At 33.6% G+C, this 25,868-nt stretch carries 23 protein-coding genes and 1 tRNA gene; 18 read left to right on the top strand and 6 right to left on the bottom strand.

Features of this window, described 5'->3' with window-relative positions:
* The first annotated feature begins 125 nt into the window (after positions 1–125).
* From N2712_02740 to N2712_02755, 4 genes are all read left to right on the top strand, one after another.
* Positions 126–1,421 (top strand): ammonium transporter, encoded by a 1,296-nt coding sequence (locus N2712_02740; protein MCX8028892.1) that lies wholly within the window; start codon positions 126–128, stop codon positions 1,419–1,421.
* A 14-nt stretch (positions 1,422–1,435) separates the two neighbouring features.
* Entirely contained in the window at positions 1,436–1,774 is a 339-nt protein-coding gene (locus N2712_02745; protein MCX8028893.1) for a P-II family nitrogen regulator, read from the top strand.
* Between the two features lie 38 nt (positions 1,775–1,812).
* Positions 1,813–3,243 (top strand): type I glutamate--ammonia ligase, encoded by a 1,431-nt coding sequence (gene glnA, locus N2712_02750; protein MCX8028894.1) that lies wholly within the window; start codon positions 1,813–1,815, stop codon positions 3,241–3,243.
* A gap of 145 nt (positions 3,244–3,388) precedes the next feature.
* Positions 3,389–5,548, top strand: coding sequence for an adenylate/guanylate cyclase domain-containing protein (locus N2712_02755; GenBank protein MCX8028895.1), 2,160 nt, complete (start codon positions 3,389–3,391; stop codon positions 5,546–5,548).
* 39 nt (positions 5,549–5,587) lie between these two features.
* Here N2712_02755 and N2712_02760 read toward each other — a convergent pair whose 3' ends face one another.
* Both N2712_02760 and mtaB read right to left on the bottom strand, forming a co-directional pair.
* Positions 5,588–6,208 (bottom strand): carbonic anhydrase, encoded by a 621-nt coding sequence (locus N2712_02760; protein MCX8028896.1) that lies wholly within the window; start codon positions 6,206–6,208, stop codon positions 5,588–5,590.
* Positions 6,209–6,289: 81 nt separating this feature from the next.
* Positions 6,290–7,582: a tRNA (N(6)-L-threonylcarbamoyladenosine(37)-C(2))-methylthiotransferase MtaB gene (gene mtaB, locus N2712_02765; GenBank protein ID MCX8028897.1), complete on the bottom strand. Its 1,293-nt coding sequence runs from the start codon at positions 7,580–7,582 to the stop codon at positions 6,290–6,292.
* A 95-nt stretch (positions 7,583–7,677) separates the two neighbouring features.
* Here mtaB and N2712_02770 point away from each other — a divergent pair, with 95 nt between their 5' ends.
* From N2712_02770 to phoU, 7 genes are all read left to right on the top strand, one after another.
* Positions 7,678–9,255 carry a hypothetical protein gene (locus tag N2712_02770; protein MCX8028898.1) on the top strand — a complete coding sequence of 526 codons (1,578 nt, stop codon included), beginning with the start codon at positions 7,678–7,680 and terminating at the stop codon, positions 9,253–9,255.
* Positions 9,256–9,333: 78 nt separating this feature from the next.
* Positions 9,334–9,804 carry a hypothetical protein gene (locus tag N2712_02775; GenBank protein MCX8028899.1) on the top strand — a complete coding sequence of 157 codons (471 nt, stop codon included), beginning with the start codon at positions 9,334–9,336 and terminating at the stop codon, positions 9,802–9,804.
* Positions 9,805–9,811: 7 nt separating this feature from the next.
* Positions 9,812–10,510: a hypothetical protein gene (locus N2712_02780; protein MCX8028900.1), complete on the top strand. Its 699-nt coding sequence runs from the start codon at positions 9,812–9,814 to the stop codon at positions 10,508–10,510.
* Positions 10,511–10,653: 143 nt separating this feature from the next.
* Positions 10,654–11,592, top strand: a complete 939-nt coding sequence (pstC, locus tag N2712_02785; protein ID MCX8028901.1) for a phosphate ABC transporter permease subunit PstC — start codon at positions 10,654–10,656, stop codon at positions 11,590–11,592.
* 23 nt (positions 11,593–11,615) lie between these two features.
* The gene (pstA, locus tag N2712_02790; GenBank protein ID MCX8028902.1) at positions 11,616–12,566 is read left to right on the top strand and encodes a phosphate ABC transporter permease PstA; all 951 of its coding nucleotides are present in this window, start codon (positions 11,616–11,618) and stop codon (positions 12,564–12,566) included.
* 14 nt (positions 12,567–12,580) lie between these two features.
* The gene (gene pstB, locus N2712_02795; GenBank protein ID MCX8028903.1) at positions 12,581–13,366 is read left to right on the top strand and encodes a phosphate ABC transporter ATP-binding protein PstB; all 786 of its coding nucleotides are present in this window, start codon (positions 12,581–12,583) and stop codon (positions 13,364–13,366) included.
* Between the two features lie 17 nt (positions 13,367–13,383).
* Positions 13,384–14,034 carry a phosphate signaling complex protein PhoU gene (gene phoU / locus N2712_02800; GenBank protein MCX8028904.1) on the top strand — a complete coding sequence of 217 codons (651 nt, stop codon included), beginning with the start codon at positions 13,384–13,386 and terminating at the stop codon, positions 14,032–14,034.
* Positions 14,035–14,163: 129 nt separating this feature from the next.
* Here phoU and N2712_02805 read toward each other — a convergent pair whose 3' ends face one another.
* Together N2712_02805 and N2712_02810 are read right to left on the bottom strand one after the other, a co-directional pair.
* Entirely contained in the window at positions 14,164–15,588 is a 1,425-nt protein-coding gene (locus tag N2712_02805) for a hypothetical protein (GenBank protein MCX8028905.1), read from the bottom strand.
* Positions 15,589–15,660: 72 nt separating this feature from the next.
* On the bottom strand, positions 15,661–16,344 hold the full coding sequence (locus N2712_02810) for a hypothetical protein (protein MCX8028906.1): 684 nt from the start codon (positions 16,342–16,344) through the stop codon (positions 15,661–15,663).
* 306 nt (positions 16,345–16,650) lie between these two features.
* Here N2712_02810 and N2712_02815 point away from each other — a divergent pair, with 306 nt between their 5' ends.
* The 3 genes from N2712_02815 (at position 16,651) to glyS (ending at position 20,447) form a co-directional block, all read left to right on the top strand.
* Entirely contained in the window at positions 16,651–17,613 is a 963-nt protein-coding gene (locus N2712_02815; GenBank protein ID MCX8028907.1) for a hypothetical protein, read from the top strand.
* Positions 17,610–18,218 carry an RdgB/HAM1 family non-canonical purine NTP pyrophosphatase gene (gene rdgB, locus N2712_02820; GenBank protein MCX8028908.1) on the top strand — a complete coding sequence of 203 codons (609 nt, stop codon included), beginning with the start codon at positions 17,610–17,612 and terminating at the stop codon, positions 18,216–18,218. Before N2712_02815 ends, rdgB begins: the two co-directional genes overlap by 4 nt.
* Before the next feature lie 168 nt (positions 18,219–18,386).
* Positions 18,387–20,447 carry a glycine--tRNA ligase subunit beta gene (gene glyS, locus N2712_02825; protein ID MCX8028909.1) on the top strand — a complete coding sequence of 687 codons (2,061 nt, stop codon included), beginning with the start codon at positions 18,387–18,389 and terminating at the stop codon, positions 20,445–20,447.
* 156 nt (positions 20,448–20,603) lie between these two features.
* Here the strand turns inward: glyS and N2712_02830 are convergent, their stop codons facing one another.
* Positions 20,604–21,467, bottom strand: coding sequence for a dihydroorotate dehydrogenase (locus N2712_02830; protein ID MCX8028910.1), 864 nt, complete (start codon positions 21,465–21,467; stop codon positions 20,604–20,606).
* 3 nt (positions 21,468–21,470) lie between these two features.
* On the bottom strand, positions 21,471–22,103 hold the full coding sequence (locus N2712_02835; GenBank protein MCX8028911.1) for an outer-membrane lipoprotein carrier protein LolA: 633 nt from the start codon (positions 22,101–22,103) through the stop codon (positions 21,471–21,473).
* Between the two features lie 114 nt (positions 22,104–22,217).
* Here N2712_02835 and N2712_02840 point away from each other — a divergent pair.
* The 4 genes from N2712_02840 (at position 22,218) to tsaD (ending at position 25,842) form a co-directional block, all read left to right on the top strand.
* Positions 22,218–22,301: transfer RNA gene (locus N2712_02840), tRNA-Leu, on the top strand.
* A 20-nt stretch (positions 22,302–22,321) separates the two neighbouring features.
* Entirely contained in the window at positions 22,322–24,091 is a 1,770-nt protein-coding gene (locus N2712_02845) for a hypothetical protein (protein MCX8028912.1), read from the top strand.
* Positions 24,092–24,096: 5 nt separating this feature from the next.
* Positions 24,097–24,828: a CBS domain-containing protein gene (locus N2712_02850; protein MCX8028913.1), complete on the top strand. Its 732-nt coding sequence runs from the start codon at positions 24,097–24,099 to the stop codon at positions 24,826–24,828.
* 3 nt (positions 24,829–24,831) lie between these two features.
* A complete protein-coding gene (gene tsaD / locus N2712_02855) occupies positions 24,832–25,842 on the top strand; it encodes a tRNA (adenosine(37)-N6)-threonylcarbamoyltransferase complex transferase subunit TsaD (protein ID MCX8028914.1) in 1,011 nt (336 codons plus the stop codon).
* Positions 25,843–25,868: the final 26 nt, after the last annotated feature.

Consider the following 25,868-nt stretch of genomic DNA (forward strand, 5'->3'; position numbering starts at 1 on the left):
TTTTAGATATCGTAAATACTTTCGACAATAGTGTTTACTTATAGAAGTTATGGTATTTTTGGCATAGGTGTTATATTAACGGCACGTTTTTTGTACTCAAATAGGCATTAGGAGGTACGAAGCCTATGAGAAATATATTGCGGGTTTTAACTGTGATTTTGGTCTTGGGAATTGCGATTTATAGTTTTGCCCAAGATCAGTCAGAAAGTCCAAAAATTGACACTGGAGATACAGCTTGGATGATAGTAGCTACTGCATTAGTTATGTTAATGACAGTACCTGGTCTTGCTTTATTTTATGGTGGTATGGCCAGGAGAAAAGACGCTTTGAACACTATAGCAATGTCGTTTAGTGCGTTTGCGATTGCTAGTGTTGTGTGGACAATCTACGGATACACACTATCTTTTAGTGGTGATACTCTTGGTATTATTGGAACATTTTCAAAAGTTTTACTTAATGGGGTTAGCGGTAGTGTTTTAGGTACTATACCTGAGTATATTTTTGTCGTATTTCAACTGACGTTTGCTGCTATTACCCTGGCGCTTATAAGTGGGGCATTCATTGAAAGAATAAAATTCTCATCCTGGATATTGTTTTCTGTACTATGGCTAACTTTGGTTTATGTACCGATTGCTCATTGGGTATGGGGTGGTGGATTTCTATATTCTCTAGGAGCACTCGATTTCGCCGGTGGAACAGTTGTACACATAAATGCAGGTATTGCTGCTCTTGCTGGTGCAATAGTATTAGGTAGAAGAAAGGATCCAGTATTACTACCTCACAATATAACTTTAGTAGCAATAGGTGCTGGATTACTATGGTTTGGATGGTTTGGGTTTAATGCAGGTTCAGCATTAGCTGCTAATGAGCTTGCTACTATAGCTTTTACAAATACCACCTTAGCAACATCTGTTGCTGGAATATCTTGGATAGTTACAGAGAGACTTATAAATGGCAAACCGACTGTTCTAGGTTTAGCGTCAGGTATAGTTTCTGGATTAGTTGCTATAACACCAGCAGCTGGTTTTGTTAACGTAGGTTCAGGTATAATAATAGGGTTACTTGCAGGTATTATACCACCTCTATTCATATCTTATATAAAACCTGCTTTAGGTTATGATGATGCTCTTGATGTATTTGGTATACATGGGGTATCTGGAATAATAGGATCAATACTTACTGGTGTATTTGCTGATCCATCAATAAACCAAGCTGGAAAGGGGTTACTATACAGTAATCCACAACAACTTGTTACCCAGTTGATTGCAGTTGGTGTTGTGATAGTTTATACTTTCATCGTTACATTGATTATAATGCTTGTCGTGAAAGCTATTGATGGATTGAGAGTAAGCAGAGACTCTGAGATTATAGGACTTGATAGAAGTGAACATGGTGAGAAAGCATATAATTTACATGTATAAATAGGAGGTATTTTATGAAAAAAGTAGAAGCTATAATTAAACCTTTTAAACTTGAAGATGTTACGGATGCTTTGATAAAAGTAGGTATAAAGGGTATGACGGTTTCAGAAGTTGAAGGATTCGGTGTACAAAAAGGATATGTTGAGATATACAGAGGAAAGGAATATGAGGTCAGGTTTTTACCAAAAGTTAAGATAGAAGTTGTTGTAACTGATGATATGGTTGATAAAGTTATTAAAACTATAATTGAGACAGCAAAGACCGGTGAAATAGGTGATGGAAAAATATTTGTTTATGATATTAGTAACGCTTATAGGATAAGGACCGGTGAAAGTGGAAATAGCGCTATATAAACATTTAGATTTAGAAAATCTTTAAGGAGGTATAGAGTATGTTTAAGGACAAAAACGAAGCCCTTAAATTCATCAAAGATCAGGGTATTGAGATTATTGACCTTAGGTTTATGGATTTTCCAGGCCTTTGGCAACACTTCTCAATACCTGCTAGTGAGATCGACGAAGATGTATTTGACAAAGGACTTGGATTCGATGGATCTTCAATAAGAGGGTGGCAATCTATAAACGAAAGCGATATGCTTCTAACCCCAGATCCCACTTCGGCGTTTGTCGATCCATTTGCGGAGCACAAAACTCTTATATTCTTCTGCGATATTAAAGATCCATTAACTGGTAAGGATTACACAAGAGATCCAAGACATATAGCTAAAAAAGCTGAAACGTATCTAAAATCAACGGGCATAGGTGATACTGCGTACTTTGGCTCAGAACTTGAATTCTTTGTCTTCGATAAAGCATATTTTGATCAGAACTCTCACAGCGGGTATTACTTCATAGATTCTGATGAAGCGATATGGAATAGTGGAAACGAGAGGAATATTGATGGTTCTTTCAACAGAGGTTATAAGATAAGACATAAGGAGGGGTACTTCCCAGTTCCACCTCACGATTCATTACAAGATTTGAGGAACGAGGCTGTAATTATATTGCAGAAAATAGGTATAAGAGTTGAAACACATCACCATGAGGTAGCTACAGCGGGACAAGGTGAGATCGATTTTAGGTTTGATACTCTAACAAAAACTGCTGATAATGTTCTGAAGGTTAAGTATGTCCTTAAGAATGTTGCTTGGAAAAGAGGCAAAACTGTTACTTTTATGCCAAAACCCATCTTTGGAGATAATGGTACAGGTATGCATACACATCAGAGTATTTGGAAAGACGGCAAAAACTTGTTCGCAGGAGATAAGTATGCAGGACTTTCTCAAGAAGCTTTATGGTATATTGGAGGTCTACTCAAGCACGCAAAGGCAGTTGCAGCGTTTACTAATCCTTCAACTAACTCTTACAAGAGACTAGTTCCAGGATTCGAAGCACCAATAAATCTTGCATACTCTGCAAGAAACAGGAGTGCAGCTGTTAGAATACCCGTCTATTCTACATCTCCAAAAGCTAAGAGAATTGAGTACAGACCACCTGATGCAACTTCTAATCCGTACCTAGCATTTGCAGCAATGCTGATGGCTGGATTGGATGGTATAAGAAATAGAATAGATCCAGGAGAACCAATTGATAAAAACATATATGATCTACCACCAGAGGAAAAGGCAAAGATACCTCAATATTCAGGTTCGCTTGAAGAATCACTTAATGCACTAGCAAACGACCACGAGTTTTTACTCCAAGGTGATGTATTTACTAAGGATGTTATAGAAACATGGATAGAGTATAAGATGAATGCTGAAGTAAAAGCAATAGCGCAGAGACCTCATCCTTACGAATTTGTTCTCTACTTTGATGTCTAGTTAATCAAGGGGGTATTCCCCCTCTCTTATTTCTTTTAGTTTACTTGATTACGATCATCAACTAAATTCAATTTATTCTTTTGATATTTCAGATCTTAAAAGTGGTTTTGTTGAAATAGTTACTGGTATATTTTATTATTTGTCTATGAAGAAGTCATTAAAAGATTTAATTATCCTAGTTTCTATAGGTTTGTTGAGTGTATTACTATCTTTTATTCTCGTTGAAGGACCTTTGTCTAGAGTGAAAGATACTATATTTAATGCTTTCTTCCACTTCAGAGAAGTCTCAACTGATGTAATTTCCGAAGGAGTTCAAAAAAGAGAGTTCGAAGGAATAAGTTTCTTTACAGAGGATATAGTAATAGTTGGCATTGATGATAAGTCTTTGTCGGTATTAGGTAAATTTCCATTTCCTAGAAGTTATTACGGTGATTATGTTCTAAAGCCTTTGTATTCAATAACCAACAATAAGAAACCTAACATAGTGTTTTTTGATATTGTCTTCTCTGAATACTCAACAGAAAAAGAAGATAAAGCATTTATAAGCATTCTTGAAAAAGCTAAGGATAGAATAAGAGTAGCTTTTGACTATATGTTTGTTTTTGAAGAGTTAGGAGAGGAAGGACTACCATTAGACAGTCAAGTAAATAGAGAAAAACTGAAACCTTTGAAAAAGTTTACTATTCCTAGAAGTAATGTGAAAGGTAAATCAGGAAGTTTTGTAAACTCTCCATCCAGAGGTAACCTGCCTATAAGAGAGATATCAGAAAGATCATATGGAGTTGGATATGCAAATATTTCTAAATATAATGTATTTGCTGAGACGTACAATGTTTTTCCTATGGTTCTAGAATATAATGGCGATTATTATCCAAGTATTCTGCTTATACTACTATGTAGTTACTATGAAGTTTCTTTATCGAACGTAATAGTATATCTTGGTGAAAAGATTGTGATAAAAGACGCAAAAGTCAAATACCCTGATGGAAGTTTTGAAACGAGAGATGTTTTTATACCTATTGATGAGTACAATAACTTCTTTGTTAATTATGTGTCAAGAAGTACAAAGCTATCTAGAAGTGGGTTTATAAGAACTATTTCTCTCTCCGATTTGCCAAGAATAAGAGGAATAGGGAACTTTGTAGATGGTAAGGTACTCATGATAGGTATGCTAGCATATGGATATGGTGATGTATGGAAATCACCAATTGCTGATAATATGTATGGTATAGAGCATATAGCAAATGCCATGAATAACGTAATAATGGCTAATATCCAAGGGTATCCTGGATTTGTTAGGGTTGTTCCAAGAAGTGTTGTTGTACTAATATCTTTAGTAATGGCTTTTATTGCAGTTTTGATATTAGTTTTAACAAAAAGAATAATACTTGTACTAGCTGAAGCTATAGGTGTAATGTTTCTATTTGTTTTTATTTCTTATTTTATTTTTTCACAAGGTACTATTATACCTTTCTTAAAGCCAATTTCAACGAATGCTTATCTTCTGGATGTACTTACCCCTGGTCTCGCTTTTATTACATCTTACATAGGTGGACAAGTTTTTATAATATCTAGGGAAAGAGCTCAAAGATTACAGATAAAAAGTATGCTAGATAGTTATGTATCTCCAGAGGTTGTAAACCTATTACTTAAAAATCCTGAAAAACTAACTTTAGGTGGTGAAGATAGAGAAGTTACTATATTTTTTTCTGATATTAGGGGATTCACGTCGCTTTCAGAAGGTCTTTCTCCGCAAGAATTAGTTTCTTTAATAAATAGATATCTTTCAAGAATGACTGACATAATAATGGATAACAGAGGAACTGTTGATAAGTATATAGGTGACGCTATAATGGCGTTTTGGGGAGCGCCTCTTGATGATCCAGAACATGCTTATAGAGCTTGTAAAGCAAGCCTGGAGATGCTGCAAGCACTTGAAGAAATAAATTCAACGCTACCACCCGACAAGCAGATAGAGATAGGTATAGGTATAAACACAGGAATAGCAACTATAGGAAACATGGGATCAACTAAAAAGAAAAACTACACGGCAATGGGAGATAGCGTAAATTTAGCATCTAGACTTGAAGGTGTTAACAAGCTCTTCCATACTCGTATTATAATAAGTGAGTATACCTATGAAAAAGTAAAGGATAGAGTTATAGCAAGAGAACTTGACCTTATAAGAGTAAAAGGTAAGAAGATGCCTGTAAGGATATATGAACTTATAGGTTTTGTTGAAGATTATAACGACACTCTAATTGCAAATGGTATGAGTCTAAATGATATACAACCGGAAGTGTAAGATTGTAACTTCGTGGAGTTTCTGTAAAAACCTTGTAACTTAGGTTATTTGTTCAAAGACTTGCTTTTCGTAGTTGTAATTCAATATTTCGCCAGTTGATATTACATAGTACCAACCGTATATCTTGAGCTTTCCGTTTTGGACCTTTTCCTTTATGAAAGGATATGTCATAAGATTTTCTAATTGTTTTACTATGTTTAACTGTTCAGTGGTAATTGCAAGTTTGTGAGGATCATCTTTTACTATTTCCCGTGCTTTTTGGCCAACATCTTTCGATAGAGATACCCATTTTTTTAAATTTGGCTTATCGTTGAGTTTTTCTTCTTCTAGATGTAATGCTGCACATCCTCCACAATTGTGGTGACCACATACAACAATATTTTGTACTTCTAGAACGTTTACAGCGTATTCTATTGCTGATGATACAGTAGCTGATATATCACTATTATCGTATTTCGGAACTATATTTGCGACGTTTCTGATTACAAATAGCTCTCCTGGGTTTGAATTTGTTATTAGTTCAGGTATAACTCTACTGTCAGAACAACTTATGAATAAAGTATGAGGCTTTTGACCTTTGCCTAACTCTTCAAATAGATTCTTTAGGTTGTTTAGCTTTTCAGCACGAAATGACTTATATTTCTCTATTATATTAACCATACTATGTAAGTTTATATGTTGTTTATTGTAATTCTCAAATTGTTGCAAATTAACGATGGCCAATATTAGTTTGTAGATCTTTCAACTTGATATAACTGTTGTTACGTCGTCCTTGTTGATATCAGTAATTTCAACATAGCTAAATTCATTTCTTTTTAGTGTTGGATTTTTAGACAATACTCGCAAGTAGTTATCAGCGTATCCGTATACGCCTTCTTCACAGTATTCTTCGGGCAGTATTCTTAGCTTTTTGCCTAGGAAGTTAGTTTTGAACTTGGTAGATAGTTCTTTTACTACTTCGGTTAGTATGTGTTCTCTTTCTTTTTTTGTATTGTAGTCTACTTGATCTGGAAATGCGGATGCAGGAGTGCCTTTTCGAGGAGAGAATGGAAATATGTGAAGTCTAAAGAAGCCTACATTCCTTACTGTTTTGATTGTGTTTTGAAAATCTTCTTCTGATTCTCCAGGAAATCCTACTATTACGTCACCACTAAAACCAAAGTCAGAAACGTACTTTCTTGCTTTTTCTGCTATCTTTATTACGTCTGAGGATGTATAGTGCCTTTTCATCATTTTGATTATCCTATCAGATCCACTCTGAATCGATATGTGTAGATGTGGTGATAACTTACCGTCTTTTGTAAACTCAAGTATTTCTGTGTCAAATTCATCCGGCATTATTGATGATAGTCTGATCCTATATTCACCTTTTACATCAAGTATGAGTTTAATTAGATCTTTGAGTGTATTTCCAGACCAATAGTAGCTGGTTATATTAACTCCAGTTAATACTATTTCTTTGTATCCTAAGTCAAGCAATCTTTTGAATCTTCTTATGATCTCGTCTGTTTCAAGTGAAATGCTGCCCCCCCTTGCGAAAGGTACCTTACAAAATGAGCACATTCTGTTACATCCATCTTGTATCTTAAGAAAAGCTCTAGTTCTCCCCGGAAAGGATTCTGGTTCAAATTCGAATCTATCGCTTCTAGTTACCTTTACTTTGCCTGTCTCAAAAACTCCATTTTTTAGGTAGTAATCAACAAACTCAGGTATTTTGTGTTTAAGCTTGTTGTCGACTATAAGATTTATTCCATTCATTCCAAGGATTTTTTCTCTGTCTGTTTGTGCTAAACATCCAGTAACTATAAAGATTATATCTTTGTTATTTTTAAGTCTTTCTATCTGCCTTATGAACTTTATTGCTTTTTTATCTGCAGTATTAGTTACAGTACATGAGTTGAAGATAACGATGTCTGCGCTTTTGTAGTCTTCAGTATATACTATTCCTATGTTTGAAAGCTTTGTTGATATGGCAGCACTTTCAAACTGATTGAGTTTACATCCATGGGTAACAACAGTAAACCTCTTAGTCATATCTATAAAATTATAATATCTGTAGTACTATCTAGACAAGTATAGTTTACATAGTTGTCTACAGTCTTGTTTAATAACTCCGACAATTTCAATATATGTTTAGGCACATTGCTTCATTTTGTCTTTTGTTTGCTATTGTTCGTGCTTCGATGGGAGATATTATTTTTAGTATAAACTCTACTGAGATTCTACATTATGACTACATTAAGGTTGTTGCTAGTTTCCGGAGTGGATGTTTAAAGAGTAAAGTAGATGATTATCGTTTGATAGTTTTAAAAGATGATGGAATAGTTTCAGATCTTTTAGGTAGGGAGTTTGTAAAGCCTAAGGTATTTAGTAATCAGATGGTATTTTTGTTTGTACCAAGATATGGTATGAAAAGTGGGTTTTACGATGTGGTGATTAAGAATGTTGATGAAGTTTTATTTAAAACCAACGTTTTGTTACAGTCAAGGCAGCAGGCTAAGCTTTTGGAACCTCTCAAAGTCTTGACTTTTGAGGAGAATATGGATATTAGGAATCTTGATTTTAAAGCTAGGTTATCTACTATGAAAGATGATGTCAGTATCTTCAAAGTGCAGATGAAGAAACCAGGTACTAAGTCTTATAGAAGTGTTGCTGATTCAATATACAGATTGATGCTTGAAGCAAATCTAAATACTTTTCTTATGTTAGGTGGACAAACTACCTATCTTAAGGACAAAAGAAATGTGTGGTACTCAACTCCATTGTCTAATCTTACTGTTCTGAAGTACCTAAAAGATAAAGGTATTCAAACTGGTGCTTATGTGATGTGTTTTCTTACACTTGGTCAGAATGATAAAGATATTTTCAAAGGTTATAGACCAATAATAACTTACAGAAATGGTAGAATATCAAAAGAATACAAGTTTACTTCTGTTCTTTCAACAAACCGCGTAAATGATATAATTGATATTCTTACCTATATTGGTAGGAAGGATTATATAGATTTCTTGGGACTTGATTTTATTAGGGTAGGGGACTACGGGGGATATGAGCTTATACCTGAGTTTTATTCTGAGGTTCTCTCTATGATGGATCTTTCTGACATAGTAAATGTTGATTTTTCTAAGTTGAGTTATGAGGGCCTTATAAAAGTTGTTGGTGGAAATGAAAGTCTGAGAAGTCTTTTTAGATGGTACCAAGCAGTTAGAGTTAGTAGGATTATCAGAAGTATAAGAAATCATCTTATGAGGATGGGCATAAGTAAACCGCTTGTTGCGTTCATGTTGGGGTGGAATGCTGGTAGAGAACATGGCCAGGATCTATTTATGTTTAGAGATGCAGGGATTGATTATTCCTTTTATATGCTTTATGAGTTTTATAGTGACAGTATGTACGAAAGTGCCGGAGAATACTATCTAAGATATGTATATAATCTTGATACAAATATTGTATTTGGTAACATTATAGATAGTATATTGAACAGAGGTAATCAGGATCCTCTGGATACCTTTTCAAGTAGATTGAAAATGTTTATAACTCACTATTCATATTTCCCACCTAATGGTTTCTTTATTCATGATCTTTATAGATTGTTTAACGGTAGAATAAAGCCTTACACTACTGAGAAATGGTTAGAGAAGGTAAAAGAAACTGTAAAGTATATCGACGATGCTGAGACTATGGTGGGGAATAATTTGTTAAGGTAGTAATGTTATGTTTTCGGATACTAATAAACTAAAAGGTTTTGAGTATTATCCGAAATTCCTTATTAGGAGGGGTCAGATATGATAATAAATAGTAATTACAGTCTTGATATGATCTCAAAGAAGGTTGATCTTGATAAAGCTACTAAAGAGGAAATAAGAAGACTTAACGAAGAGCTAAAGGTGAATAAACAAGGAAGTAAAAACACACTTGGAGAAGAGGATTTCCTTAAGATACTAACTACTCAACTTAAAACTCAAGACCCTACCAATCCTATAGACGATAAAACTTTTATATCTCAGATGGCTCAGCTTACTACTCTCAAAGAATTAAGCACTCTAAACAATAACATTTTGTCTTTAGTTTCTCAGAATTCAATAAATAGTTCTTTATCAATGATTTCCAAGGTTATTGAGTGGATGGATGGTGATACAGGTAACTCTTATAGTGATAAGGTTGTTGGTGTTAGGCTTAATGAGAACGGTGAAGTATTTTTAAAGACAGAAAAAGGATACCTAGTTGCGACGAAGCAAGTTATTGAGATTAAGTAGGTGATTTATGATACTTGGTGTAATTCAAGCAAGGGTAAATTCGGATAGATTTCCTTTCAAAGTTTTAGCTAGATTTTCAGATGGTACAACAGTTCTTGAGAGAGTTATAAGGCAGGTTAAACATTCGAAGCTAGTAGATAATATAGTTGTGGCTACCAATCATTTATCTTTTGGTATTATCTCGTCTTTCGTAATGAGTAAGTTTAATGATGTTAATGTGGTTGCAGGTTCTGATGAAGACGTACTTGATAGATTTGTAAACTGTGTTAGTGTCTTTGATGATGTTGATCATGTTGTAAGAATAACAGCAGATAATCCACTAACATGTCCCAGGTATATAGACAAAGTAGTAGAAATACATTTAAAAGATAAGGCAGATTTAACTCATTTTCTGGGGATACCTTTGGGTACAGGTGTTGAAGTTATAAAATTTGAAGCATTAGTTATGTCTTCGAAGCTTGCGATCGACGAATATGATAGAGAACATGTAACTCCTTATATATACAAAAACAGAAAGATATTCAAAGTTTTGGAACCTGTGTATGAATATGGTAACTTCCAAGATATAAGAGTCACGTTAGATACTCAAGATGATTATAATTTCATAGATGTTCTTCTTCATAGGATGGGATATAAGATACCAGTTTTTGTTGAAGATGTTATCAAATTTGCTCCTAGCTTAGTTACAACGGATATAAGAGATTAAAACTCTAGATATATGAAGTTAAGATTCTTTATATTTATTTCCGATAATAAATATTATGTTAACTTGAGTAAAAACCTGAAAATTTTGCCATATTTTTACAATCACTTTACAATTATTTTACACTAGGCAGAAATAATTTTTACATGGATCTAAGTAAGTTTAAGTTAAAGTTAGATCTAAAGTCTAGAAGGAAGTTCGGTGATGTAATTGCAAAGGGGTTTATATACTTTGTTGCTTTCCTGGCTATACTACTTTTGGTTTTTATAATTGTTTTTATATTCAGAGAAAGTTTTCTTATTGTTACAAAGGGATTTGTAAAAGGGTATGCTTCGCTTGACAGGCTTTTTTCGTCGGTATGGCAACCTATTTCTTCCGAGCCGAAGTACGGAGTTATACCTTTAATGGTAGGTTCTTTGAAAATATCCATTATTGCTTTATTAATTGCTATACCACTTGGCGTTTTTTCTGCTTTGTATGTCAGTGTTTATGCTTCTAGGAGAATTAAGGAATTCATAAAACCAGTTATAGAGCTTATAGCAGGTTTACCTACTGTTGTGATAGGATTTTTTATGCTTATGGTCGCTGCATCTTTTTTGCAGGAATTGTTTCAATGGGACTATAGATTGAATGCAATTGTAGGTGGAATTGGTGTAAGCATAGCAATCTTACCAGCCATATTCACAATAGCTGAAGATGGAATGAATACAGTACCGAAACATCTTGTAGAATCTGCTTATGCATTAGGGGCGTCAAAACATCATATTGCTTGGCGTGTCATTTTACCTTCTTCTATAAATTACACGTTCTCAGCTATAATAATAGGTGGCATAAGAGCTTTTGGTGAAACTATGATAGTTCTAATGTGTACAGGGAATGCTGCTGTATTGACTTTTGACTTTATGCTACCTACCAGAACAATGGCGGCAACTATAGGTGCCGAAATGGGTGAAGTTGTAATAGGTGATGAACATTATGCTGTCCTCTTCTTCATAGGTTCAATACTTCTAACTTTTACTATAGTATTCAATATGCTAGCAAACTATATATCATCAAGGATAAGGGCAAAAATGGGTATTTCATGATGGAATTAACAAGGAGGTAAATTATGAAGGATATAGCGTTACCGAGTATAAAAGAGAGAGAAAATAAAAATCTTAAGAGTATCTATAGGATAGGTAATATATCAACGTATGCTTTACTAGGAATTTCTTCGTTATTAGTAGTGTTGATTCTTGCAATAATACTTTTAATAATATTTATCGGTGGGTATGAAAAAATTACATGGGAATTCTTACTAGGTTCACCTGAAGAAGGAATGACTGAAGGTGGTATATTCCCTGCTATATTTGGAACCGTATTTTTAGTTATAGTCATGTCCATATTTGCAATACCAATTGGAGTTGTGACTGCTATATACCTGAGTGAGTATTCCAAAAAGGATTCTCTATTTTACAGGTTTGTTCATTTTTCAATAAACACAATTGCTGGAATACCTGCTATACTTATAGGTTTGTTTGGTTTTTCTTTCTTCATTGTGTTTATAGGAGGCGGAATTGACAATTTGTTTTACGGTGGCAAACTGGTCTGGGGTAAGCCGGCGATATTGTGGGCTGGTATCACAATGGCAGTACTGACTTTACCCGTTGTTATAGTTTCGGTAAAAGAGGCACTTGAGGCTGTACCAAGTACACTGAGGGAGGCATCATTTGCGTTAGGAGCAACAAAAGCAGAAACTGTTTTTAAAGTTGTTTTACCTAGAGCTATGACAGGAGTCTTTACAGGTTCAATACTTGCAGTATCAAGAGGAAGTGGTGAAGTTGCACCAATACTATTCACAGGAGCAGCATATTTCCTACCCTATCTTCCAAGTTCTCTCAATGATCAATTCATGGAATTAGGTTACCATATATACATAATGTCTACGCAATCCGTTGATGTCGATGCAACATTACCTATACAATTTGCGACAACTCTAGTATTGTTACTTTTGACTTTTCTTCTCAATCTTGTAGCAATAATTCTAAGAAGAAGATTAAGGAAGCTACAAACTTTATAGGTGGAGGTAATACTATGAAGAATAACAACAGAAATAATAATACTAATGAAATACTATCAACTCATTCTTTGAATTTCTGGTACGGTGATATCCATGTACTCAAGAATATTAACATATCCATAAAGAGAAACAAAATCACAGCTCTAATAGGCCCATCGGGTTGTGGGAAAACAACGTTACTTAGAACTTTCAATAAAATGTACAAACTTTCAGAAGGAGTAAAAATAGAAGGAAAGATAATATTTGAGGGAATGAACATTATAGAGGATGGAGCTATTGATGATTTTGAGCTGCGAAGTAAAATAGGTATGGTATTCCAAAAACCAAACCCTTTTTATACATCTATCTATAACAACGTTGCGTTTGGTCCTAGACTAAGAGGTATAAAGAGAAAAAGTGACCTGGATGAAATAGTTGAGAGATCTTTGAGAAGAGCTGGTATTTGGGATGAAGTAAAAGATAGACTTAATAAACCAGCAATATCTCTATCAGGAGGTCAGCAGCAAAGAGTATGTATAGCAAGAGCTTTAGCAGTACAACCAGAAGTTTTGCTTATGGACGAACCCACTTCAGCTCTAGATCCAGCATCTACAGCAAAAATTGAAGAACTTATCATCGATTTGGCCCAAAACTATACAGTTGTCATAGTAACCCACAATATGCAACAGGCATCAAGGATATCAGACTTTACAGGATTTATGCTGAATGGGGAACTAATTGAATTTGGTCCAACAGAAGATATATTTACTACCCCAAAAGACGAAAGGACAGAAAACTATATAACAGGAAAATTTGGATAATTTTTAGGAGGATTTTTATGATAAAACTTGAAAAAGAAGTTAGTCAAATTGAAGAAGATATTGTAAATACAACTTCAATAGTTACTGACATGTTATATCAAGCAATAAGAGGATTGAAGGAAATGAACAAAGAGACTTGTGAAGGAGTGATCAAATCTGATGAAAAGGTTGATAAGATCGAAGTTGAAATCGAAAGCAAGATAATAAGAGCTATAGCACTTTACCAGCCTGAAGCAGAAATGTTAAGAAAACTCGTGATGGCAGTTAAGATAAACAAGGACATTGAGAGAATAGGAGATCATGCTGTTAATATAGCCAGTAATACCATAAAGTCTCTCAGCCTAGGTAAGATAGAAATACCTGAAGAAGTCGACAGTATGTTTAACAACCTCATAATAATGATGAATAAAACGGTTAGAGCATTTATAGATCATAACTCAGAGATGGCTAAAGAAGTTATTACAATGGATAAGGAAATTGATAACCTGAGAAATAAGGGAGTAAAAAGGATAATGCAAGAAAGCCAAAGAGACAATAGTACTGAAAGAGCAATATTACTAATTCTTGTCTTTAAGGACCTTGAGAGAATAGGAGATTTGCTTACTAACATATGTGAAGATACAGTCTATATAATAGACGGTAAAATCATAGAACATAAGTACAAGTAATCATTACTTACAGATATTTAGTTGAAAAAACTTGGATAATTTGACCTATGAATAACACCTAGGTACCTACGACATGTTAGGCTACCTACGAAATTATTGTATGTTACGATAGTAAACTTTGCACTGGATTTAGAATTCCATTTCTTCAATTACTTCGCCAATATTAGTAGGTAAGTTTGAATTCATAGCACTCAAACTACTGCTGGACAAGTTTTTTGACAGAGAGTTAATGAGGTTACCTTCCTCGTCGTATACCTCAACAGATATCTCGTACTCTACTCTATTTATCTTCTCGTTACCAAAGTCGATGACTTTCTGTTTTGGTTCAGAAACTTTCACAAGTACTATAACTGCATCTTTAGCAACGAACTTTCTTATCTTTTGAACGTCATCACTGTTTATTGATGTCGAAGTAGGCTTAGAAACTTTATAGCCTTTCTTCATTACGTAGCTACTTAACGATGAAGACAAAGTACTATCGTAGAGATATCCACTATTATCCTTATCTTTCAATGATATGATAACTGCATTTTTAGCTTTTGTCTCACTCATGTACCAATTTGCTTCCGATTGAACAAGTCTGCCTTTAGTTATAAGTTTGGCAGCATCTTGTTTTGTTTCTCTACTTATGCTTGCCAGAGAAGTGAAATCGAGATTCAAGAATGCCTTTATTGAGAGTTTCTTATTGTCAAATCTCAACACTCTAAACACATTACAGGTGACAAATCCATTTTCATCACTAGTAGCTGAAGTGCTTACTTCGGCACCTCCTGAGGAAACTCTAAATATAACGTTAGCATCTCTGATGGGTACTTTCTTACCTTCCGAATTATAGAACACCCTAAACTTTATCTCACCCTTGTCCCCTACTCCAACCTTTTTGTTACTACCTTCAACTACCTCAATAGAGAGTCTTGATATTATATCGTCTATCTTCTTTATTATTTCTGGGTAAAACATTTTCCTTTCTTCAACATTCACAGAATTCTTAGCAGCTAGCGTATATGAGGCTATTGCATTGAGAAGTTTTCCTTCTCTTACGAACATATCACCTTCTTCTATAAACTTATCAACAGATCTTATCATGTCTTTATACATTTGTTCTATCCTTTGTCTTTCTTCTAATATTTTAGATTCTGGAAACTTGACCAGAAGATAAACTACATAACTACCATCTTTGTCTTGATACGAAACTTCCTCATCAGGCGCTGGAACGAAGATTCTCGCTTTGCCTTTAACCGTTACTTCATTTCTAATGTTCTGGGTTACGTCAATCTCGCCACTTTGTGATGATATTACAGTCTCACCCTTTGTTTCAGCAGTTACATCGACTAGTATAGATTGAACTACTTTGGATTTTATATCTTCAATAGCCAAATTTCTTGCTGAAACTATATCTTTGCTAATTCCCATACCCACAAAATAAAAGTCTTTCCCTTTCTTGAAAGTAGGAATTGAAATCCAATCAGGCATCTTCTTCTGTGCTTTAAGATAAGAACTCGAAAAGAATAGTAGGCTAAAAATGCAAAGAAAAATTAGAAAGTTTCTAAACATCATAACCTCCTTTCATAACTGTATTTCATAAAGTAAAAATTCAGGGGGATACTACCCCCTTTTATGTTAAAACTACATAGCTTCAGACATCTGTTGTATAAGCTTATCCATTTTCTCCCTTGCTTTTTCTGGTATATCAGGTTTTTGTTGCTTAGTTTGTTGCCAAGCACCAGAAAGCATTTGCCTCCATGTTCCGAGATCCATCTGATATCTTATAGCATAACTGAAGTATTTCTCTCTAGGGGTATCACCCAAGTATTCCTGTAATTCTGCCCAGTATTCGTTTACTGGTACAAGTCCACTAACCTTAACGTTCTTGGCAAGCAATCCTATTGCTCCCTGTATGTATTGTGCAAAGGTATCCTGATCACCCTCAAATACTTTTGCAGCTTCGGAAGTTACCAATGTTTGGACTGACTCAGCTACCCTTGCATTTAAGTTTAACTTTGCGTTCTGTTTTGCAAGGTCAAGGTTTTTTTGTCTTTCTATAGCCACAAAATAAACAACCTTTTTGTTGTCCTGATCAGTACCAAATTGTAATAGGTTGCCTTGAAGAGCATTCAAAAGCCACTCTGGTAGTGGCATAGTTCTACCAGTAAAGGCACTTTGTTGATCTTGAATAATCTCATACCTAACTTTTGATTCTTGAGGTTTTGTAACTGGTTCAGGACCTTTCTGTGGTTGAGGACAGCCCCCTAAAATTACCACAGATGTGGTAAATACTGTAAACACTATAAGTGAGATTAGTTTTTTCATATATACCTCCTAATACAAATATCATAATTCACTATACTGATTTTTTCAAGTTAGCTTTGGTGTATAGTAATCAGATCAGGTTATACTATGATCGCAATGTAAAGAATTTTTTATGTGGTAAGTTTACTACTGTTTAACAAAGCATTCTTAGTTTGTTTAAACTTGAAAACATCATATATAATCCTTAAGACTGCGAGGTACTACTGTATGAATAGGTTTCTGCAAATAATATTTCTTTTCTGTCTAGTCGCTTTTATCTTTATGTCCACAGATTCATATTCTCAGTATAATTCCAAGAGGTACCCTTTGGATAGGGTGATTGCTGTTGTTGGAAATAGAGAAACTATAACATTACTTGAACTAGCTAAAAGGAAAGAGTTTCTACGGAATAAGCTTTCTACTCTTGGTGAAACTAACCAAATATCTGATAAGGATGTTATGATGAAATTAATCCTAGAAAAAATGGTACTAGTTATAGGGAAAGAGAAAAACATAGTGTTACCAGAGGATGAAAGAATTGTTGCTAGCATAACAGATGACGAGATAAAAAACTCCCTCAGAAAGGAAAAAAGATTCTACCATGATTACTTAGGAGAAATAAAACAGCAATATATTCTTTCAAGGCTTATTACTTCTGATGAGAAGCTAAAGAATTACCTGTCAAGAGAACCAGATGACTCCGAAGTAAACAAGTTAATTGAGGAGTTGTACGAAAAGAATAAACAGAACGTCAAGTCAATTAGAGTTAGTTTCTTGTCGATAGTTGTAAACTTACCAAGAGATCTCTCTCTTAAAGAAGAAAAGGAAATAGAATCTGTGTTCTCAGAGATAAGCAACCTTGTTGAATTAAGGAAATATCAACAAGCAGTATCAGTGGCGGAGAGAAAGTTAGGAAAATACTTATTTAAAGATGCAACTATGTTTGTTGAGAAGCCAGTATCCATACAATCTCTAGCAAAAAATGGCTTTCCTGTTGAGTTGTTGGGGGGATTGGTTAATATAAAAGTAGGACAAACGCTACCCTACCCTATAAAAGGTCTTAAGATAAAAGGTAATGATTATGCTTTTGCTCTTAAGGTTATTTCAAGAGAAGAAGGATTCATCAGTAAAGATGAGTTCAAAGAAACTTTGCTCTTGGATCCTAACTTTAAAAAACAAATAGTAGCTAGGATACAAGATGACAGAATAAGGGAATGGATTGTTAGCACGTTTAAAGAGTATGGTTTTTCAGTTACGTTTTTAGACAAAAATTATGAAATCAAGATATGAAACTTACTAGGATACTTGTAGCAACTTCTAATAAAGGTAAGTACAATGAAATAGCTGATATAATCTTGGGAGTATTACCTGGTATAGAAATTCTCTCTCTGTCTGATTTGCCTAAAATACCTCCCCCAGTCGAGAATGGTAAAACTTTTTTTGATAATGCACTTATAAAGGCAAAGTATTACTATAGTGCTTACAACATTCCTTTAATATCGGAAGACTCAGGTTTGGAAGTTAATGCTTTGAATGGGGAACCGGGTGTTATGTCTGCAATATATGCTGGTGAGAACTCAACGCAGGAAGATTTAATAAGAAAATTACTCAAAAATATGGAAAACAAGACAGACAGGAGTGCAAAGTTTGTCTGTTTAGCTGTTTTTATGTATGGTAAGGACAGATATTTGTTTTCAGAAGGTATTGTTAGAGGTAAAATAGCTTATGAACCTAGAGGACAGTACGGTTTTGGGTATGATCCTGTTTTTATACCTGAGGGGTATGATAAAACATTTGCTGAATTGGGTAGTAGTGTTAAGAATAGAATAAGTCATAGGAGGGAGGCTATTCTGGGTTTGTTGCTTGGGATGAGGGATTTGGGTTGTTTTTTGTAGTTTTTGTTTTTTTTCTTTTTTTGGTGTTTTTTTGTTACACAAACAAGTTAACATAATTTTAATTTTATCAACAATTCACCTGCAGACTTCCGGTACACCATTTAGGACTATTTTTGAAATAGTAAAGGTTAGACATTGATAATTCTAGCTTGCGTAGGAGACAATAAGATGAAGAAAGATTTTCTTTTTGAAATTGGAACAGAAGAAATACCTCATGATTATCTATCAAAATCTCACATACAATTTGAAAAAATATTCATAGAAACGTTATCTTCATACAACTTAAACTATGCAAAGATATACACCTATTCTACTCCTAGGCGTCTAGCAATACTAATAACGGATCTTGAAGAAAAACAAGAAGACAGGAAAATAATCAAAAAAGGACCTCCTAAAAACATAGCATACCACGAAAATGGGGAACCAACACAAGCTCTTAAGGGTTTCTTATCAACAGTATCATCCTTTGAAGGCCAAATAAAAATACTTAAAGAGGGAGAAAAAGAATTTGTATTCTTCGAAGGAATTCAAAAAGGAGAATACACAGAAGAAATACTCAAAAGAGAAATTCCAAGAATAGTAAAGAGTATAGAATTTCCAAAAACGATGAGATGGTCAAACGTAGATTTCAGATTCGTAAGGCCAATTAGATGGATTGTATGCCTATTTGGAGATAAAATCCTAGACATTGAATTAGCAACAATAAAATCCTCAAACATATCTTATGGACACAGATTCATAGGAGAAAATGTAGAAATAAAAAATCCAAGAGAATACGAAGAACTTCTAGAGAATAAAGGTAAAGTCATCCCATCACCTAGTAAAAGAAAAGAAGTAATACTTAAAGATGTTGAAAAAATTTCAAAAGAACTTAACTCGGTACCTGTCTTATCCGAAAAATTACTTGAAGAAATCGTAAATTTAGTAGAATACCCAAAAACGACAATAGGTACATTTGACGAAAAATTTCTTGAAATACCAAACGAAATACTAATATCAGAAATGGTAGAACATCAAAAATTCATCCCATTAACCCGAGATTCAAAACTCATAAATAAATTCATAATAGTGGTAAATACTCAACCAAATGAAAAAATAGTAAAAGGCAATCAAAAGGTTATTTCAGCAAGGCTTAATGATGGTAAATTCCTCTACGAGGAAGATACCAAGAAGTCCATAGAATTCTTTATCCAGAAAACTAAAGAACTAATATTCTTTGCAGGACTTGGAACAATATATGACAAAATGAAAAGAATGGAAAAGCTATCCCAAAGAATAATGGAAAAACTGAAAATTCAGGATGAGAAAATAAAAAGAGCATCAAGTATATGTAAGTTTGATTTAACAACAGGAGTAGTATACGAGTTTCCTGAACTACAAGGTATAATGGGATATTATTACTCTTTGAACTTTGGAGAAGAAGTAGAAGTAGCAAATTACATAAAAGAACACTACAAACCTATATCATCAGACGATGAATTGCCATCATCACTAGGAGCAGGAATCGTATCAATAACAGATAAATTAGATAATATATTCTCACTATATTCAGCAGGTAAAAAAGTATCAGGATCAAGTGACCCTTACGGTTTGAGAAGACAACTAGTCGGCGTATCAAGAATAATGATAAATTACAATCTAGATATTGACATAGTAGACATATTTACATCATCAAAAGAAATATATGAAGCATTCTTCACAAAGGAATATAAAGAAATAACAGAAGACCTTAAGCAATTTGTAAACGCAAGACTCAAAGGATTATTTAAGGAAATGGGTTTTAGAACAGATGAAATAGAAGCAACAATAAAAGCAACAACTAATCCATACGATGCTTACTTAAGAGTGAAAACTATCAATAATTTCAGAAATAAAGGTGAGTTCGCAAACGTCGGGATACTCTTCAAACGAGTCAGAAACATTCTAAACGAAGCTAAATTTACTTCCCCTACTCCACTAAACTACGATATACTAACTCCAGAAGAGAGAGAATTGTATAATCTAATATTATCTAAGAAAGACACTGTGTCTAATTACTTGGTAACTAAAAATTACGAGGAACTACTCAAAACATTACTTGAATTCCAAAAGCCTATACACAATTTCTTTGAAAAAGTTTTCGTAATGGACAAAAATACAGAAATAAGGCAAAACAGATTATCACTTTTGTACCAGCTCTACAAAATGTTCGAAGACTTCATAGATTTCAACATTATGGAACTAGCGTGAGAATCACCCATATAGTATTTTGAAAAGCAAAGATGGGACTTGAGTGTCCGTTTTGTGTTCCTGGGTGTTCCTTGGTTGTGGAGTTTTTACACAGAAAAGTTAACATAATTTTAAAATAGTATAAGAAATTCAACACCATAAAACAATGAAGGACTTTTACATCTTACTTTCATACAGTCTTTCAACGACCCTCTTTGGCAATAAAGGATCGAAGAAATTTGAAGTACCTATTTGTATAAGCTTTGCTCCAGCATACATAAATTCCAAGACATCTTCATAAGACGATATGCCACCTACTCCTATCACAGGTATTGAAACATTCTTACATATCTCATATACATATCTCAACGCAATAGGCTTTATTGCAGGACCTGAATATCCCGCAAATATATTCTTAAATACAGGTTTACCAGTTTTTACATCAATTTTCATACCCAGTATAGTATTAATAGCTGTAATACCATCAGCACCTTCTTCCTCACATATGAGAGCATTTTTAACTATGTTAGATGTATTAGGACTCAATTTTACCCAGAAGGGCTTTTTCGAAACTCTTTTTATAACTTTAACAACTTCTCTAACATTTTCTTCATTACTATCAAAAGTTACCCCCCCTTTTTCAACATTTGGACAGGAAAGGTTAAGTTCAATAAAAGCAATATCCAAAGAAGAAATCTCTTCAACTATTTCTCTAAACTCTCCTACACTACTACCTGCAACACTAACAATAATGTTAGTCTTTATATTACCTAAAACCTTTGGTAAAACTTCATCCTTAAACCTACGAAGCCCAGGATTAGCAAGTCCTATTGAATTCAACACACCACCATAAGTTTCAACTATTCTAGGAGGCTCATTACCTTTTCTCTCCTCAAGAGTTATAGTTTTCAAAACGATACCTCCAAGTTCAGATAAATCATAAAGTTTCATAAGTTCAAGCCCAAAAGAAGCCGTACCTGATGCTAGCAGAATAGGATTCTTAAATTTTACATTACTTAATGTAGGGTAAAAATCCAACATAGGCTACTGGAAAATATCTGTTAAAACCTGAGCATCAGCAGGAGGTGTAAAGAAGAATTCTCTATCATCAATTATAACGTTAACACCACTATATGATATACTTATCGATAGAGTTTCTCTTGTAACTGTAATACCATTTATTGAAGAAATTAAACCATTCTTAAGAGCGGTAAACTTAGCACTACTGAAGGTAGTAAACACATCAGGTTTAGGCTTAAGATCAAAAGTATAAGACTTGTCATCATACTTATCAAGAGTTATAATATACTCTCTGTTATACTTATCATAAGGGTTTATAACTTCTGAAACATATATAACTCTATCACCTTTTTTTGGAAGCAACGGCTGTTTAATAACAGTATTATTACCCTTTACAAATATCCACATGGAAGACCCATCACTTATTAAGTCTATCTGAGAGGGTTGGAAGAAATTTATTTTCAGCTTGTTTGGCAACTTATATTTTATATTACCACTGAAGGTTTTATTACCTATTTTTATGGTTATAGAACCAGTAAAAGACGAAATAGAGTTGTAAGCATTACGAAGCTGCCTTATTGCAACATCAGAAGTCAAAGTTGAAAAAACCATCCCAGATATTAAGGTAAAGGAAAAAACTACAAAAAACTTCTTCATACGTTCTCCTATTATAAACCATACAAATTCGTCAAGTAAAATAATCTAAAATTATCAATCACACAATCATTAAGTTGTCTAAAAGACAGCATTTTATATATACTTAAGACTGTAGCCGAGATGGCGGAACTGGCAGACGCGCCTGACTCAAAATCAGGTGGTGGCAACACCGTGCGGGTTCGACTCCCGCTCTCGGCAAAATACTAAAGAGGAAAGAAGTGAAAAAATTCCTAAAATTTTTATTTTACTTTGCAGTATTGTTAATAGTACTTCTATCCATATTGTTAATATCAGCATTATCAAATTTCTATAACAATCTCAAACATTTAGGCATAAGTACAATACTCTTAAGAGATACATCCGTGATACTTTTAATACCCTCATTAATCTTCATAACCCTACTGTTAATATTCAGACTAAGAAGTAGATTTATACTAATAAAATACTACCAAAAAGCAGAGTTAAACACAAAACATACTAAAATATTATTTTGGTCAGATATCATAATCTCACTACTACTGACTTTATTTATTATACTCAATCTCAAAGAAGTCTACATGTTCGTAAATTTAATACCTTCAATAACTGGAAGCTTTGATTTATTTAACTATCCTTTCATATTAAGTATACTAAAAACAATTTTAACACTACTTAATCTAGTCCTGCTTTATCTAATAATCCCAATACTATATCTATCACACAAAGCATACGAAATTAGATTTGTATCATTTAAATTAGTTCCACATAAAACCCCATTCTTAATACCATCATACGGATTTATCTTCTTCACCATTCTATCTGGATCCATCTTCATATACTCACTAGTAATATCACTTGAAATCTACCCGAAATACTCACTAATACTAACACTAACAATACTATTCTCAATAATACTACTCTTATACGGACTCTTATTTTTAGTCAATCTAACAAGAAGAAACCCAATGCCCTGGTATTTGAATATCCTAATACTTACTACCATAACAACTTACTTTTTCCTAGTAAGTTTTGCAAATAACCTACCAAATATATCTCTCGTAAAACTGCAAATCCTTGAAGATATTAATTTAAAGCAGAAAAATTCAAAATTTGTCGTCAACATCAATAACTCCAATATCTCAGATGTTTTCAAAAAAATTGATCTAGCCAGACTAGAAAGTTTAAACAAACTAGAAATAAAAGATTATTCTCTACCAAAAACGGAAAAACCTATTCTAAAAATTACTAGGAATGCTAAAACACTCGAAAGAATTTATATGGTATTAACATCTGGAATATTAGACCACTTAGTTATAAGAAACATAATAATAACAAATTATCTCGATCTAGAAACGCTTTTCAAAACAGTTTTACCTACATCATTTTGTACATACTCAAAAGTAAATGAAAAAAACATATTCGAAGTTTCAATACCTTACGAATTTAACAACACTGTCTTCTTCTACAAAAGATACATAATAGAATGGACAAATAGTTCAAACTTAAGAGTATACGACTTGGTAAAAACAAACTACAATTATTCATTGTATGGAATTCTATCATCAAAAGATTACTACCTTCTAACGAAGAAAAACAAATCAAAGAAATCTCATATGATGTTTCAGATAAAGTATGACAACGCTTACCAATATGTCATCGCAGGAATAGGATACTCTCTTGTACTATCAAACGAAAATTATTACAATTACACCATAAAAGATTACAATCAAGGAGAGTTTTTCGCATTTGTAAATGGTATTCCTATTTTCCTAAGCAATATAACACTCGATGGGAAAAGCGTTGGTATGAAAGTAAGATATTTTGATGTAGAAGGCAGAGGTTATGTAATACAAGAAAGTATATCAAACCTAATAGGTAATGCAAACTACTATTACAAAGTCATTGAACTAACTAATAGAATAGAAATACTGAGAAAATACATAAAAGAGAATCAAGATCGAATACCACCAGATGTCCTTGAAAATATACAAACTTTAATATTTAAATAAAAATTATGCCCAGACGAAAATCTACATCCGATTTCAAAAAACTAGTTTTCAATTACCTTTCTAACATACATGCTGGAGAAATGGTATTACCAAGACCTCATGTGATAACCTGCTATGCTGATTCAACACCAGATGAAGTATTGTCAACATTTAAAAAATATATGTATTCTAGGATACCATTAGTTGACAGAAAAACAGATAAAATTATTGGATATATCTTCTACAAAGACTTTTGTAATAAGTACATTGAAACAAAAGGTAAATTCAATATAATCGATGTAAAAAGAGAAATATTATTCATTCCCGAAAACATGAATGCAATGGATATTATGAATGAAATGAAAAATAAATTTACCAACATTGCAATTGTTGTTGATGAATACGGAAACCACATAGGAATAATAACTCTCGAAGATATAGTCGAAAAAATACTAGGAGAGTTACTTGATGAAACAGACAACAAAGAAGATGAAGAATTTGAAGTTCAAAAAATCAATGACGGAGAATATTTAGTAAGTGCTTGGGCACCTATAGAAGACATAGCTCTTGAGATTGGTATGGAAATCGACAAAGATATCCTTGAAAATATGGATGTTAGAACCATAGTAGGCTTCATAATGTACATATCAGGAAATATTCCTAGATATAATAGTACTTATGAATACAAAGATTTTCTGTTCAAAGTCGTTGAAATAGAAAACAATAGACCTTCAAAAATACTCATTAGAAGGAAATAACCTATGATAATTCTAGGAATAGAAACTTCTTGCGATGAAACATCAGTTGCTGTAGTAGAAGACGGAAAAAAAGTAATGTCCAATGTTGTAATATCTCAAGTCGAATTCCACAAAGAGTTTTTCGGAGTAGTACCTGAAGTTGCTTCTAGAAAACATTTAGAATTCATAAATATCGCCCTAGAAAAAGCACTAAGTAACTCAGGAATAAACCTAAAAGACATAGATAAGATAGCAGTCACATTTGGACCAGGATTAGTTTCTTCACTCCTAATAGGAGTAAATGTAGCTAAAACTATATCGCTATCACTAAAAAAACCACTCATAAAAGTTGATCATATAGAAGCACACCTATTTTCACCATTCATAGAATACGAAATTTCATTTCCTTTCATAGGACTAGTTGTATCTGGTGGACACACAAACATGTTTATAGTAAGAGATTTCTACAATATCGAGCTCGTGGGACACACTATCGATGACGCTGTTGGTGAAGCATTTGACAAAGTTGCTAAAATGCTAGGACTTGGATATCCTGGAGGTCCTATAATCGATAGATTATCAAAAGAAGGGAACCCAAACTCGTTTAAATTTCCCCTAGGTGCAGTAGATAAACCCTATGACAGGTATAACTTTAGCTATAGTGGACTCAAAACAAGCGTACTATACACAATAAGAAACATAACTAATATCGATGGAAGAACTATAAAAGATATTTGTGCATCGTTCCAAAAATCTGCTATTGACGTCTTACACTTAAAAGTAAAAAGATTAGTAGAAGATTCTGGAATAAAAAACGTAGTTGTTGCAGGAGGAGTCTCAGCAAACTCCTACCTGAGAAAAAAATTCCTAGAAGACGAAGAAATAAAAACATACATTCCATCTATCAAATACTCAACAGATAACGCAGCAATGGTAGCATCTCTGGCATTCTTTAAACCAGTAGAAGCAAACTATAACGACGATGTCTATCCAAGGTTTAGAAACCTTATCAAAGGCAAAAGAATCATCAGCTAAACCTCCAAACTTCCTAAGAACATCTC

It is taken from the genome of Brevinematales bacterium, from assembly GCA_026415355.1.
Classification (GTDB): Bacteria; Spirochaetota; Brevinematia; order DTOW01; family DTOW01; genus SKYB106.

What these genes read in the sequence shown, in the direction of transcription:
- N2712_02740 (MCX8028892.1), top strand. Translation starts at nt 126, where the DNA reads ATGAGAAATATATTGCGGGTTTTAACTGTGATTTTGGTCTTGGGAATT.
- N2712_02745 (MCX8028893.1), top strand. Translation starts at nt 1,436, where the DNA reads ATGAAAAAAGTAGAAGCTATAATTAAACCTTTTAAACTTGAAGATGTT.
- glnA (MCX8028894.1), top strand. Translation starts at nt 1,813, where the DNA reads ATGTTTAAGGACAAAAACGAAGCCCTTAAATTCATCAAAGATCAGGGT.
- N2712_02755 (MCX8028895.1), top strand. Translation starts at nt 3,389, where the DNA reads ATGAAGAAGTCATTAAAAGATTTAATTATCCTAGTTTCTATAGGTTTG.
- N2712_02760 (MCX8028896.1), bottom strand. Translation starts at nt 6,208, where the DNA reads ATGGTTAATATAATAGAGAAATATAAGTCATTTCGTGCTGAAAAGCTA.
- mtaB (MCX8028897.1), bottom strand. Translation starts at nt 7,582, where the DNA reads ATGACTAAGAGGTTTACTGTTGTTACCCATGGATGTAAACTCAATCAG.
- N2712_02770 (MCX8028898.1), top strand. Translation starts at nt 7,678, where the DNA reads ATGTTTAGGCACATTGCTTCATTTTGTCTTTTGTTTGCTATTGTTCGT.
- N2712_02775 (MCX8028899.1), top strand. Translation starts at nt 9,334, where the DNA reads ATGATAATAAATAGTAATTACAGTCTTGATATGATCTCAAAGAAGGTT.
- N2712_02780 (MCX8028900.1), top strand. Translation starts at nt 9,812, where the DNA reads ATGATACTTGGTGTAATTCAAGCAAGGGTAAATTCGGATAGATTTCCT.
- pstC (MCX8028901.1), top strand. Translation starts at nt 10,654, where the DNA reads ATGGATCTAAGTAAGTTTAAGTTAAAGTTAGATCTAAAGTCTAGAAGG.
- pstA (MCX8028902.1), top strand. Translation starts at nt 11,616, where the DNA reads ATGAAGGATATAGCGTTACCGAGTATAAAAGAGAGAGAAAATAAAAAT.
- pstB (MCX8028903.1), top strand. Translation starts at nt 12,581, where the DNA reads ATGAAGAATAACAACAGAAATAATAATACTAATGAAATACTATCAACT.
- phoU (MCX8028904.1), top strand. Translation starts at nt 13,384, where the DNA reads ATGATAAAACTTGAAAAAGAAGTTAGTCAAATTGAAGAAGATATTGTA.
- N2712_02805 (MCX8028905.1), bottom strand. Translation starts at nt 15,588, where the DNA reads ATGTTTAGAAACTTTCTAATTTTTCTTTGCATTTTTAGCCTACTATTC.
- N2712_02810 (MCX8028906.1), bottom strand. Translation starts at nt 16,344, where the DNA reads ATGAAAAAACTAATCTCACTTATAGTGTTTACAGTATTTACCACATCT.
- rdgB (MCX8028908.1), top strand. Translation starts at nt 17,610, where the DNA reads ATGAAACTTACTAGGATACTTGTAGCAACTTCTAATAAAGGTAAGTAC.
- glyS (MCX8028909.1), top strand. Translation starts at nt 18,387, where the DNA reads ATGAAGAAAGATTTTCTTTTTGAAATTGGAACAGAAGAAATACCTCAT.
- N2712_02830 (MCX8028910.1), bottom strand. Translation starts at nt 21,467, where the DNA reads ATGTTGGATTTTTACCCTACATTAAGTAATGTAAAATTTAAGAATCCT.
- N2712_02835 (MCX8028911.1), bottom strand. Translation starts at nt 22,103, where the DNA reads ATGAAGAAGTTTTTTGTAGTTTTTTCCTTTACCTTAATATCTGGGATG.
- N2712_02850 (MCX8028913.1), top strand. Translation starts at nt 24,097, where the DNA reads ATGCCCAGACGAAAATCTACATCCGATTTCAAAAAACTAGTTTTCAAT.
- tsaD (MCX8028914.1), top strand. Translation starts at nt 24,832, where the DNA reads ATGATAATTCTAGGAATAGAAACTTCTTGCGATGAAACATCAGTTGCT.